The sequence below is a fragment of the Bacillus sp. BB081 genome, from assembly GCF_008368895.1.
Classification (GTDB): domain Bacteria; phylum Bacillota; class Bacilli; order Bacillales; family Bacillaceae_G; genus Bacillus_A; species Bacillus_A wiedmannii.
Genome location: NZ_QOZX01000021.1, coordinates 47,666 through 60,102, shown reverse-complemented (window position 1 = coordinate 60,102; position 12,437 = coordinate 47,666). Strand labels below are relative to the sequence as shown.

Sequence of the window (12,437 nt, the reverse complement as noted above, 5' to 3'; positions counted from 1 at the left end):
GTGGAGGGGAAACCATGTCTAAGTTCACAAAGTATTTTTTAATGGAAGCTAAAGATGTGATTGCATATGTGCAAGAGAAATTACCTAAGTTCGAACATGCAAAGGGGTTACAGTGTGAAGAAATAGGCGATGGTAATTTAAATTATGTATTCCGCGTTTGGGATGAACAGAAGAATATTTCTGTCATTGTAAAGCAAGCTGGGCATACAGCACGCATTTCAGATGAGTTTAAGTTGTCGACGAATCGTATTCGTATAGAATCAGATGTTTTGCAGTTAGAGGAGGAGTTAGCACCTGGGCTTGTTCCAAAGGTATATTTGTTTGATAGTGTGATGAATTGTTGCGTAATGGAAGATTTATCGGACCATACAATATTACGTACAGCACTTATAAATCATCAAATATTTCCGAGGCTTGCTGACGATGTAACGACTTTTTTGGTAAACACACTCTTATTAACATCGGATGTTGTAATGAATCATAAAGAGAAGAAGGAACTTGTGAAGAATTATATAAATCCTGAATTATGTGAGATTACAGAAGACCTCGTCTACGCTGAGCCATTTACAAATCATAATAAGCGTAACGAGTTATTTACGTTAAATGAAGGATGGATTAGAGAGCATATTTATAGTGATAAAGAGCTTCGTATGGAAGTAGCAAAACTTAAGTTTTCTTTTATGACGAATGCACAGGCGCTTATTCATGGTGATCTGCATACTGGTTCTGTTTTTGTGAAAAATGATTCCACGAAGATTATTGATCCTGAGTTTGCCTTTTATGGACCAATGGGATATGACGTTGGGAATGTAATGGCGAATTTAATGTTTGCTTGGGTGAATGCAGATGCGACCATGGCGCTTGGAGCTGAGAAAGATACGTATATGGGTTGGCTACAATCGACAATGGTAGAGGTAATTGATTTATTTAAGAAGAAGTTTTTAGATGCTTGGAATATTCATGTGACCGAGATTATGGCGAAGGAAGAAGGCTTTAACGAAGTATATTTACAATCTGTATTAGAGGATACAGCTGCAGTGACGGGCCTTGAGTTAATTCGTCGTATTGTTGGGCTAGCGAAAGTAAAGGATATTACTTGTATCGAGAATGAGGAAGCACGTGCTAGAGCAGAACGCATTTGTCTTCAAGTAGCGAAGAAATTTATTTTACGGGCTAATCAATATAAAACAGGCACAAGTTTTGTAGAAACGTTAAAAGAACAGTCAATGCACTACGCGAAGTAAGGGGAGAAGATGATGGAAGAGCAATTAATACCCATTCAGTGGAAAGATGATGCTTTAGTTTTATTAGATCAAACATTATTACCGAATGAGGTTGTCTATGAATCTTTCAAGACAGCTGAAAGTGTGTGGGATGCCATTCAAGTAATGAAAGTACGAGGAGCACCAGCGATTGGTGTTTCAGCAGCTTATGGTGTGTATTTAGGAGCTAAGGAAGTTACTCAAAGTACGGTGGAAGAATGTATAGAGGAAGTCAAAAAGGTATGTGCATATTTGGCAACATCAAGGCCGACAGCAGTAAATTTATTCTGGGCACTTGAAAGAATGGAAGCGGTAGCGACAGAGAACGCGCACTTATCAATCGCTCAGTTGAAAGATAGATTACTAGAAGAGGCAAAAGAGATTCATAGAGAAGATGAAGAAATTAACCGTCAAATCGGAGAACATGCATTAACATTATTCCATGATGGAATGGGTGTATTAACACATTGTAATGCTGGTGCGTTAGCGACGACTAAGTATGGTACTGCGACAGCTCCAATGTACTTAGCGAAAGAAAAAGGATGGGACTTAAAAATCTTTTCAGATGAAACACGTCCAAGATTACAAGGTTCAACGTTAACAGCATTAGAACTACAACGAGCGGGGATTGATGTTACTGTTATTACGGATAATATGGCGGCTATGGTCATGTCACAAGGAAAGATTGATGCGGTAATCGTTGGATGTGACCGTGTGGCAGCAAACGGTGATGTAGCAAATAAAATTGGGACATTAGGCGTATCTATTCTAGCGAAATACTACAACATTCCGTTTTATGTAGCAGCACCAACACCGACAATTGACTTAAAAACACCGACAGGAAAAGAAATTCCAATTGAGGAAAGAGATGCTTCTGAAGTGATTAATCGCTTCGGACAATATTCTGCTCCGAAAGAAAGTAAAGTATATAATCCGGCCTTTGATGTTACGCCATATGAAAATGTAACAGCGATTATTACGGAAAAAGGGATTGTAAAAGCACCGTTTACGGAGAACTTAAAAAAGCTATTTCAATAAGTAGATAGATTTAAAAAGTCAGTCATCATAAGCTTCATACTTAGGGGGATGTATATGTTATTACAAAAAGAAAGAGAAGAAATTGTAGCGTACGGAAAGAAAATGATCTCTAGTGGTTTAACAAAGGGGACTGGGGGTAATATTAGTATCTTCGATCGTGAACGAGGTCTTGTTGCGATTAGCCCAAGTGGTTTAGAGTATTATGAAACAAAACCTGAAGATGTAGTTATATTAAACTTAGATGGTGAAGTGGTAGAGGGAGAGAGAAAACCGTCAAGCGAGCTCGATATGCACCTTATTTATTATAGAAATCGTGAAGATATAAATGCGCTTGTGCATACACATTCACCTTATGCGAAGACGATTGCATCATTAGGGTGGGAGCTTCCTGCTGTATCATATTTAATTGCTTTCGCAGGCCCGAATGTTCGCTGTGCACCGTATGAAACATTTGGTACGAAGCAACTAGCAGATGCTGCTTTTGAAGGAATGATTGATCGCCGTGCCGTTTTACTTGAGAACCACGGTTTAATTGCAGGTGCAAATAACATAAAAATGGCGTTTACTGTTGCAGAAGAAATTGAGTTTTGTGCGCAAATTTATTATCAAACGAAAAGCGTCGGAGAGCCGAAGCTATTGCCAGAAGATGAGATGGCGAATTTGGCGAAGAAGTTTGAAGGGTATGGACAGCAGTAGAATGAAATAAAACCCCCCTCAAGAAAAAATCTTGAGGGGGGTTTCTTTACGCCTTCTTAAGCAACAAATACATAAAGTAAGGGGCACCAATTAAAGCAACGACAATACCTGCTGGGATGCCATTAGGTTCAACGATGTTTCTTCCGATTGTGTCAGCAAGTAGCAATAGCCATCCGCCGATTAAAAGGGCGATAGGCATGAAAATTTGATGTCTTGGACCTACTAAAGATTTCGCGATATGAGGAGCCATTAGTCCGATAAAGCTAATTCCTCCTGTTACGGAAACAGCTGCAGCTGCAAGCGCGACGGCTGCAACTAATAAGTATCTGCGTTCTTTTTCAATTTCAATTCCAACACCGATTGCGACTGGTTCGTTTAATGCTAGAATGTTTAATCGATTTGCTTTATAGAAAACGAACGGAATTAATACGATTAACCATGGGAGCATTGCTAAAACGAAGATCCAGTCATCTCCCCAAATATTTCCGGCAATCCATTTTGAAATAAAGTCTACTTTCATACGATCTGCGGATGAAATAAGGACAATCATCGTTCCAGATAGTGCAAATGCAAAACCGATACCGGTTAATGTTAATCGCACCGGCTGAAGTCCAGTTGATTTACTATATGAAAATACGTAGATTAGAACAGCTGTCAGAAATGCCCCGATAAATCCAACGACAGGTAGTAAGTAAAGAAATGAACCTACATCTATTGGAAAGTATAAAAAGAAAATAGCAACAGCAACACCGGCCCCAGAGTTGATTCCGAGAATACCAGGTTCAGCTAAATCATTTCGAGTAATTCCTTGCAGAATAGCCCCTGATAAAGCGAGAGCCATACCAGCTAATAATGTAATAACAATTCTAGGTAGTCTTAAAGAGTATAAAACAAACTCCTCTTTAAAAGTCCCTTGTCCCATTAATGTTGGGAGTAGTCGATCATAGGATAAAGATGCTGAACCAAGTCCCATTCCAACTACAATGGTGGTGATGGTCAGTATTAGTAAAGCGAGTATAATAAGACGTTGTTTTCTTAGAATAGATTGCATCATGAGAATGTTTTTCCTCCTTTACGTACGACGAATAGGAAGAATGGTAGCCCTACAATTGCGACAATAGCGGCAACTGGTGTTTCGTATGGAGCGTTAATAGTACGTCCGATTGTATCTGCAAGTAGCATAAAGGAAGCTCCAGCAATTGCTGACATCGGTATAACAAATCGGTAATCTGGACCGACAATTGGGCGTACCATGTGAGGTACCATTAAACCGATAAATGCCATATTTCCGACAAGCGCTACAGAAGCACCAGCAAGTAAGATAATAATGATAAATAGAATGGTTTTAATAACAATAATTTTTTGACCTAGTCCAATAGCCACTTCTTCACTAAAACTAAGAACTGTCAATTTTTTTGCTAGTAAGATAGCGATAAAGATACTAATTGAAATGACTGGAATAATAATTTTCAATTGGCTCCAAGTAGTTCCAATTACGCCCCCAGCAGTCCAAAGCGATACATCTTGTGAAATTTTGAAGTAAATGCCGACTCCTTCTGAAATTGCGAGTAGAAATGCTGAAACGGCAGCACCGGCTAATACAATTCGAAGAGGGGATAGCCCGCCTTTTTTCACCATACCAATTCCAAATACCATAATTGCGCCAATTGCAGCACCAATAAAGCAAGCAAATGTTAAGTAAAGATAGCTGATGGAAGGATTGAAAGCAAGTGTCAGTGCAAGCGCAGCATTTGCTCCACCAGATAGCCCTAATAATCCAGGATCTGCAAGTGGATTTCGTGTTAATCCTTGCATAATTGCTCCAGAAACAGCAAGTCCAGCTCCTACAAAAATAGCAGCAACTTCACGTGGCAAACGTATTTCGCGAATAATAGATATTTTGTCCCCTTTAGCGGAGGAAGTAAGTGCTAACCATACGTCTTTTATTGAAGTATCTGCAGCACCTAATACCATTGCTACCATAAAAATAAGAAAGAATGCAATTATACTCAAAATTAGTTTGTATGTAAAAGCTATAGAACGTGGATTGTCGTGATCTTTTGTCATTCGTTTCACATCTTTTCTGTTCATAGAATAAAGGAAGAGGAATTCTTAAATTAAGAATTCCTCATGTTTGTATTATTTACCAAGAAAGCTCTTCTTGAAGAAGTCTAGTTGGAAATCTAATGTAAGTGGATCATTGAAATAGAATTCCATCATGTTTGCTTCGTATACGCGATTATTTTTTACTGCTGGGATGTTTTTATATGATTCTGTCTCTTGGAATGAGTTATCAGTATCTTTGTTTTTACTTACGATTAAGTAATCACCAGCAAATTCAGGTAATACTTCAGTAGATAATGCGTAGTAACCTTCTTTTAATGCTTTTTCTTTTACTTTTTCAGGCATTTTTAATTTCATTTCTTGGTACAGAATTTCTGTTCCACGGCCCCAGTTCTCGCCGTATACATAAAGCTGTTTGTTGAAGTTTTCTACAACAGAAACTGTTGCATCTTCACCGATTTTTGCTTTAATTTCTTTACCAGCGTCTTGTGCACGTTTCTTGAAGTCATCAATCCAAGTTTTTGCTTCTTTTTCTTTGTTTAATAATTTACCGATTTCTAAATGCTGAGTTAAGTAATCAACTTTTCCGTAAGTGTACGTTACAGTAGGAGCGATCTTCTTTAACTTATCAACATTTTTAATATTTGATAAACCAATGATTAAATCTGGATTTAGTTCAGCGATTTTTTCAACATTTTCATCTGATACTTCAGCAACATCTTTCAGTTTGCTATCAAAGCGTGGGTTTTGTTTAGACCATGAATCTACCCCAACAAGATTTACATTTAATGACATTACGTTACCAGCGAATGATGATAAAACAACAACACGTTTTGGATTTGCAGGAACTTCTACTTTACCATTTTCAGATTGGTATGTAATTGTTTCTGATTTACTACCTTTTGCATCGTTCTTTTTGTCTGTAGAGCCATTGCTACAAGCGCTCATAACAAGAACGAAAAGAACTGTTAGTGAAATAAATAACTTTTTCATTGTTTTTCTCCTTTAACATAGATGATATGTGTATATAACAATTTGTTTAACTGCAATCTGTTTGAAAGAGTAGTGGTAATACAAAATACTTATTAAAAATCTTGAATATGAGATTTTACAATATAGTATTAACCATATTAGTGAAAGAAGATGTAATCTCAAATTTGCTAATTATTAACAAAATGATAATGATTATCACTATTGATTCTTTAAATAATATAATTTTATATAGATGTATTGTCAATAGTAATTTTGATTGTAAATTTTGCGGAAACAGGTTATATTTTATTGAGAATGATAATCAATGACTAGTAGCTGAGGAGTGACACGAATGAATCAAGAAGAATTGTTTGATGTAACTGTGATAGGCGGAGGACCTGCAGGGCTTTATTCAGCTTTTTATAGTGGACTCAGAGAGATGAAAACGAAAATAATAGAATTTCAACCACAGTTAGGTGGAAAAATACATGTTTATCCAGAGAAGATGATTTGGGATGTAGGAGGGCTGCTGCCAGTTACAGGTGATAAATTAATTGAACAACTTGTACAGCAAGGGCTAACATTTAAGCCAGAAGTGGTATTAAGTACAAAAGTAGAATCGATTATTCGTAACGAAGATGGCACTTTTACGTTAAAAGCAAGCACTGGAGAAGAACATTTTTCAAAAACAGTTATCGTCGCAACTGGAAGTGGTATATTGAAACCTCAAAAGTTATCAATTGAAGGTGCTGAGCGATTTGAAGTATCTAATTTAAATTATACAGTGAAATCTTTAAAGCGTTTCAAAGGTAAGACGGTCATTATTTCCGGCGGAGGAAATTCTGCTGTTGATTGGGCAAATGAATTAGAACCAATTGCGAAAAAAGTGTATGTAACATATAGAAAAGAAGAATTATCTGGTCATGAAGCACAAGTAAAACAACTGCTGAACAGCTCGGCGGAGTGTTTCTTTAATACATCGATTACAAAACTCATTGCTGGTGATAATCATGAAGCGATCGAATATGTAGAATTAACGAATCATGAAACAAGTGAAATTTCACATTTACCTATTGATGAAGTGATTATTAACCATGGATATGAACGTGACATTACGTTATTAGAAAATAGTGAGTTAGACGTTGCAATTATAGATAATTATTATATTGCAGGTAATGCGAATAGTGAGTCCTCTGTAGATGGATTATATGCTGCGGGAGATATTTTAAAGCACGAAGGGAAATTACACTTAATTGCGGGAGCATTCCAAGATGCTGGAAATGCTGTAAATAAAGCGAAACAATTTATTCAACCTGATGCAAGTGAGTACGGAATGGTTTCTTCGCATAATGAAGTATTTAAGAAGAGAAATCGTGAATTGATCAAGCAGATGATGAAATAATAAAGTGAAACTGTAATCAGTGGGGCCATTCTCCGCTGATTATGGCTACGCACTAATATAGCGGGATAAAGAAACAAGTAACCCCCATTTACTTCTCTTTTCGAGTGACGAGAGAGGTAAATGGGGGTTTTCCTGTTTACTATATTTTCAATCATTGTAATGACACCGGTTTCATCAGTTCATGTGATATGAACGTTTTATTTATAAATCTTCCTAGAAAACAATGAAGCTATGTTTTGCTGCCGCAGAACAGTATTACATTATGCTGTCCCTTTAGCTCGTTCGTTAGGAAATGGCATATTTAATATAGAAGCAATGTACTGTTTTCCATGCATTCGAGCTAATGATTCTAATATTTGACGGACGCGTTTTGTAAGATGTCCTTGTTCCTTTATAGCTTCACAATATGCGTCATAGAAAGCGTATTTAGCCCAAAGGAAATCATCTTGTTGGAATAAAAAATGATTTTTGTACCATTCCCCAATTGTATGGTAACAATTGTTTTCATGTATTGCTGCGCTTTGAGAAAGAATACGATCAGATAAAGATGTAGTTAAATGAGAAATTGTGTTTTCTGTTTCAAATTGTAATGTTTTTTCTAACATTGTAATGATGTGACGAGTAGCCATATGTTAACTCTCCTTTGTGTAAATGGGTAATACCATTCTATATTTAAAAAATCCTTACTATATTATTATACAATATATGGAATGCATCCACCTTCTTTTTAAATTGCATTTACAAAATCTTTTTTATTTGTTTACAAAAATAAAGTAAGATACAGTATATATGAAAAAAATAATAAAGGAATGAACGCGTTGTATATAACAGTAGAAGAAGCTGCGGAGTATTTGAATTTACCAAAGTCGTATATTGAAGAGCTAATTCAGCAAAAGAAAATTCGTGCACTATTTGATGGAGAGCAATATTTATTAAATAAAGAACAATTCAATACACATTTAGAACAAATGGAGAAATATAAGCAATTAGTGGAAGATATATTGAACGAACCAATTCCAGAAGATATGGATGTTAAAGACGAAGATTAAACTATGGGAGATCCCGTATGAAGATATGCAGAAATGTATCTTCATACGGGATTTTTTGTTTAAAGATATCAAAAGCCTAAGGAGCGTTTAGCATTTCTTCGAATTTTGATAGGTAGTAGTCTACCATGTTAAAAGCATATTTTTTTCTAGCTAGGACAAACATAGAGAACGTAACCTGTACAGATACATATACTATCAGTGCAAAAGCTTATAAATTAATGGAAGGGGTTTTCTCGTGAGTTTATTTCATTGTGATTTTTTGAAAGACTTAATTGGATCTTATGTGAGAGTAAACAGGGGTGGTCCAGAATCTCAAAAAGGAACAATAATATCAGTATGTCCGGACTACTTCGTATTGCAGAATGAAAAAGGTGAGCTTTATTACTATCAACTTAGTCATCTAAAAAGTATTACAAAAAATGCGAAAGACTGTGGATCAAGTGATTGCGATTGGGAAGATTGCGCATGTGCAGAAGACTTTGAAGCACTACTTCAAAGCTTCAAATATTGCTGGGTGAAAATTAATCGCGGTGGTCCAGAGAAAGTAGAAGGCATCTTACAAGATGTTTCGTGTGATTTCGTGACATTGATCGTAAAAGAAGAAATTATATTAGTTGCAATAAAGCATATTAAAAGCGTTAACTATAATGCATTAGCATGCGGAGAGAGCGATGAGAGCGACGATAGTAGTAAGGAAAGTAGTAGTAATAATTCAGGTCGCGCTCGTGCACAAAGACAATCAAGTAGAGGAAGATAATAAGAAAGGGGGATACGAAATTGGAGAGCGTATTATGCTGTGAGCAAATTAAGTGTTTAGTCGGTGAGACTGTAAAAGTAAATCTTCGTGGACCAGAGAGTCGAGTGGGGGTACTTGTATCGTTAGGAAGAGATTACCTTACATTACAACTTCCTCTTGGTGAATTAGTATATTACCAACTAAAGCATGTGAAGAGTCTAGTTAAGAAAGTGAAAGAAAGTAAATGTGGCGATTGCTATAGCTCATGTTTCTGCTCTGATGAGGATACTTTTTTGGATATATTAAAAGACTTGAAGTATAAGTGGGTAAAGATTAATCGTGGCGGTCCAGAATGTGTAGAAGGTTTGTTAAGTGAGGTACACCATGACTGTATTACACTAGTAAACGGCGATGAAGTTATTTATGTAATTAAGTCTCATATTAAGAGTGTGAGCCAAGTAGTGAAATGTAAAAAGAATGAAGAAGAATAATGTTTGATAAATAAGAGGGGCATTATGGTTGAAGGTGAAGAACGATTTCTTATTTCGGATAGTATGAAAAGGAAGTCCTTACTCTTAAGACGGAACATTGCCCCTGATTATTTTTTGGAATGGAGAATAGGAAAGCAAAAAATTTATAGGAAGGAGGATATAGATGAATGAGTTAAACAAAAATATTGGAGAAAATATATATGTTAAACTAATCGGTGAAAAAAGATTTAAAGGTGTATTAATAGACGTAGGAAATGATATTGTTGTTCTTTACAATGGACAAGACTACGTATATATATCTTTATACCATGTACAATATTATAAATTTTTAAGACCATATGATGAGGAAATATCAAAACCAGATGTTGATTCTGTAATTAAGAGGGAATCGCCTTCTATTTCTTTGAGAAAAGTATTAAGCACTTCTAAAGGGATTTTTACAGAGGTTTATGTAGCAGGAAATGCTCCAATACATGGTTATGTTACAAGTGTAATGAACGATTATATTGTTTTTTATAGTCCAGTTTACAAAACAGTATATATATCTTTAAAGCATTTGAAATGGTTAATTCCGTATAAAGAAAATCAAGTCCCGTACGCCCTCAATAAAAATGAACTCCCCGTGAATCCATTAAATATTACGTTAGCTAGAACATTTGAAGAACAGCTTATTAAAATGTCCGGCAAAATCATGGTGTTCGATTTAGGTGAGGAATCTAATAAAATCGGAAAGATGGCAAAGATTGATGAAGGGCATATTGAAATATTAAAAGCACGTGATGCAAAAATGTATGTGAATATTCAACATGTGAAATCTGTCCATTGTCCGTAATCTAGTTGAAAGGGCTGGCTTTTTCTTTTATATGTAGAAGAAAAGGTCGAGCCTATTTGTTTAGCTCGATTTGAATATGAGAGGGAAAATGAATTGAATATAAATGTGTTAGTGTGACCTTTGAAGAGGAAATCTTGTGCAAAATTATAAAAAATATGTACGAGCCATTTTTTTATATATTCAATTTATTTTTTTGTGGGAGAACTGCTCAACTAATATATTAAAGGGGTTTTGTTTGTGGAGCAGTTTCCAAATTCGTTATCGATTACATTACTTGGTAGTGCTGGTGGAGCAGCAAAAGCAGTTTTAGCAATTTTAAATCAAGCGATAGCAAATGAAAAAGACCCGATTTATGAAGCGATAAAGAATGTTACATTTCATTTGGTTGATATAAAACAAAAAGATAGGGCTTATTATGGTGAGTTGTTTCCAAATTTGAAAGATCAATTGTTTTTATATGAAATCGACCTTCAAGATGTAGTGAAATTCAAACAACATTTGAAAGAAAAAAGTACGGGTGTTGTTATTGATGTTTCGGGTGCAGATACGATCAGAGTCTTAAGCTGTTGTAATGAACTTGGAATTTTTTATATTAATTCAGCTTTGGAAAATGAGGCAGTAGATCAGGACGATAGTTTAATCGGCTTTCAGCTTACGGAAAGATATACGAGGTTTGAGAAGGAGAAAGAGAAATTTACAAATACAAAAGCAATTATAGGCTCAGGTATGAATCCAGGTGTTGTTCAATGGATGGTCGTTGAACTTATGAAGGAACGTCCACAGGAGAAGCCAAGAGCATGCTATATAGTAGAACATGATACGTCATTTTTGAATGATACAGCACTGATAAAGCCTCATACACTTTATGCTTCATGGGCAGTAGAGCGATTTCTAGATGAAGCGATATGGAGTTATCCGATGTATATGAGTCATCATCGTCCCCTTTATTTTTATGAAGATGTATATGCTTCAGAGTATAAAGTAAAGTTAGGAGAGAAAGAGTTTTATGGTTGTTTAATGCCACATGAGGAAGTTTTAATTTTAGGAAAAAACTTCAATATGGAAGTGGGTTTTCTTTACCGAATTAATGAGTATACGACTAATGTAATTAGACAGAACTTAGATCAAGTAGAAGATTTATGGAGTTGGAATCGTAAAGTATTTAATCCAGCCGAAGAAGAGATTGCGGGCGAGGATCTAGTAGGTGTACTACTCGTTTATGAAAATAGTGAGACATATATGTATAACGTGATGAATAGCAGTCAAGTTTTTCATAAATATAAAACGAATGCGACTTACTTCCAAGTAGGATGCGGAATTTATGCTGGTTTGTGTAGTTTACTTTTCGATAACTTTAAACAAGGTGCCTATTATGTAGAGGAATTATTATTAAATACAGAAAGTAAGTATGGAGAATATTTAAATTTATATATGAAGAATTTTGTAGTAGGGGGAAATGATTTTACGGATGGATTGCTACATGATCGGGTAAGATGGATATAAGTTGTGACGAAAAGGAAGGGGAAATCTCCTTCCTTTTCGTATGATAAGGTTACATCTTACCCTGAAAGCAATTTCATACTTATAATTTAAGGAGATAATATGTAGGGCTTTTGTATTGAGTATGAGGAGTATTTATATGAACAAATTTAAAAGCTTGATATATGAGGAAAGAGAAGCTTTTAAAGTATTTAAAAAAATTAACGGATTTGTTAGAGAAAATCGATAAAGCTTTTTACAAAACAAAGGAGAATGGTACGGGACTGGGGTTAATGATTACATATAAAATCATTGAGGAACATCAAGGAAGTATCGCGATTCAAAGTAGCATGGGAATAGGAACGAAAGTGGAAATTTTTTTACCGACAGCATAATGTGCTAGAGAAAAATATTTT

The 12,437-nt window shown here is 35.5% G+C and carries 13 protein-coding genes and 1 pseudogene; 10 read left to right on the top strand and 4 right to left on the bottom strand.

Annotation, left to right across the window (positions count from 1 at the left end):
* Positions 1 to 14 precede the first annotated feature (14 nt).
* Genes mtnK through DN394_RS12095 form a run of 3 tightly spaced genes read left to right on the top strand, consistent with a single transcriptional unit; the run spans position 15 to position 2,996 of the window.
* The gene (gene mtnK, locus DN394_RS12105) at positions 15 to 1,244 is read left to right on the top strand and encodes an S-methyl-5-thioribose kinase (protein WP_097917474.1); all 1,230 of its coding nucleotides are present in this window, start codon (positions 15 to 17) and stop codon (positions 1,242 to 1,244) included.
* A 12-nt stretch (positions 1,245 to 1,256) separates the two neighbouring features.
* Positions 1,257 to 2,300, top strand: coding sequence for an S-methyl-5-thioribose-1-phosphate isomerase (gene mtnA, locus DN394_RS12100; RefSeq protein ID WP_097917473.1), 1,044 nt, complete (start codon positions 1,257 to 1,259; stop codon positions 2,298 to 2,300).
* Positions 2,301 to 2,354: 54 nt separating this feature from the next.
* Positions 2,355 to 2,996 carry an L-fuculose-phosphate aldolase gene (locus DN394_RS12095; RefSeq protein ID WP_060486889.1) on the top strand — a complete coding sequence of 214 codons (642 nt, stop codon included), beginning with the start codon at positions 2,355 to 2,357 and terminating at the stop codon, positions 2,994 to 2,996.
* Between the two features lie 46 nt (positions 2,997 to 3,042).
* Here the strand turns inward: DN394_RS12095 and DN394_RS12090 are convergent, their stop codons facing one another.
* The 3 genes from DN394_RS12090 to DN394_RS12080 are packed head-to-tail and all read right to left on the bottom strand — an operon-like array spanning position 3,043 to position 6,053.
* Positions 3,043 to 4,050, bottom strand: coding sequence for a FecCD family ABC transporter permease (locus tag DN394_RS12090; RefSeq protein ID WP_046953737.1), 1,008 nt, complete (start codon positions 4,048 to 4,050; stop codon positions 3,043 to 3,045).
* Positions 4,047 to 5,087, bottom strand: coding sequence for a FecCD family ABC transporter permease (locus DN394_RS12085; RefSeq protein WP_002096896.1), 1,041 nt, complete (start codon positions 5,085 to 5,087; stop codon positions 4,047 to 4,049). Before DN394_RS12085 ends, DN394_RS12090 begins: the two co-directional genes overlap by 4 nt.
* Before the next feature lie 48 nt (positions 5,088 to 5,135).
* Positions 5,136 to 6,053 carry an iron-hydroxamate ABC transporter substrate-binding protein gene (locus DN394_RS12080; protein ID WP_098705545.1) on the bottom strand — a complete coding sequence of 306 codons (918 nt, stop codon included), beginning with the start codon at positions 6,051 to 6,053 and terminating at the stop codon, positions 5,136 to 5,138.
* Positions 6,054 to 6,384: 331 nt separating this feature from the next.
* Here DN394_RS12080 and DN394_RS12070 point away from each other — a divergent pair, with 331 nt between their 5' ends.
* Positions 6,385 to 7,434, top strand: coding sequence for an NAD(P)/FAD-dependent oxidoreductase (locus DN394_RS12070; RefSeq protein WP_046958876.1), 1,050 nt, complete (start codon positions 6,385 to 6,387; stop codon positions 7,432 to 7,434).
* 260 nt (positions 7,435 to 7,694) lie between these two features.
* On the opposite strand, the gene DN394_RS12060 is transcribed toward DN394_RS12070, so the two are convergent.
* Complete coding sequence (locus DN394_RS12060; protein WP_046953739.1) at positions 7,695 to 8,063, bottom strand: hypothetical protein; 369 nt, start codon at positions 8,061 to 8,063, stop codon at positions 7,695 to 7,697.
* 180 nt (positions 8,064 to 8,243) lie between these two features.
* On the opposite strand from DN394_RS12060, the gene DN394_RS12055 reads away from it, so the two are divergent.
* The 6 genes and pseudogenes from DN394_RS12055 to DN394_RS12030 all read left to right on the top strand — a co-directional run.
* Positions 8,244 to 8,483, top strand: coding sequence for a helix-turn-helix domain-containing protein (locus tag DN394_RS12055; RefSeq protein ID WP_002006755.1), 240 nt, complete (start codon positions 8,244 to 8,246; stop codon positions 8,481 to 8,483).
* Positions 8,484 to 8,718: 235 nt separating this feature from the next.
* Positions 8,719 to 9,240, top strand: a complete 522-nt coding sequence (locus DN394_RS12050; RefSeq protein ID WP_097907552.1) for a spore coat protein — start codon at positions 8,719 to 8,721, stop codon at positions 9,238 to 9,240.
* A gap of 20 nt (positions 9,241 to 9,260) precedes the next feature.
* The gene (locus DN394_RS12045) at positions 9,261 to 9,710 is read left to right on the top strand and encodes a hypothetical protein (RefSeq protein WP_060486893.1); all 450 of its coding nucleotides are present in this window, start codon (positions 9,261 to 9,263) and stop codon (positions 9,708 to 9,710) included.
* Positions 9,711 to 9,873: 163 nt separating this feature from the next.
* The gene (locus DN394_RS12040; protein WP_149293824.1) at positions 9,874 to 10,542 is read left to right on the top strand and encodes an LSm family protein; all 669 of its coding nucleotides are present in this window, start codon (positions 9,874 to 9,876) and stop codon (positions 10,540 to 10,542) included.
* 237 nt (positions 10,543 to 10,779) lie between these two features.
* Positions 10,780 to 12,045 (top strand): S-adenosylmethionine decarboxylase related protein, encoded by a 1,266-nt coding sequence (locus DN394_RS12035; RefSeq protein WP_149293823.1) that lies wholly within the window; start codon positions 10,780 to 10,782, stop codon positions 12,043 to 12,045.
* Positions 12,046 to 12,254: 209 nt separating this feature from the next.
* Positions 12,255 to 12,416: pseudogene (locus tag DN394_RS12030) on the top strand (ATP-binding protein); the annotation flags it as partial.
* Positions 12,417 to 12,437 lie beyond the last annotated feature (21 nt).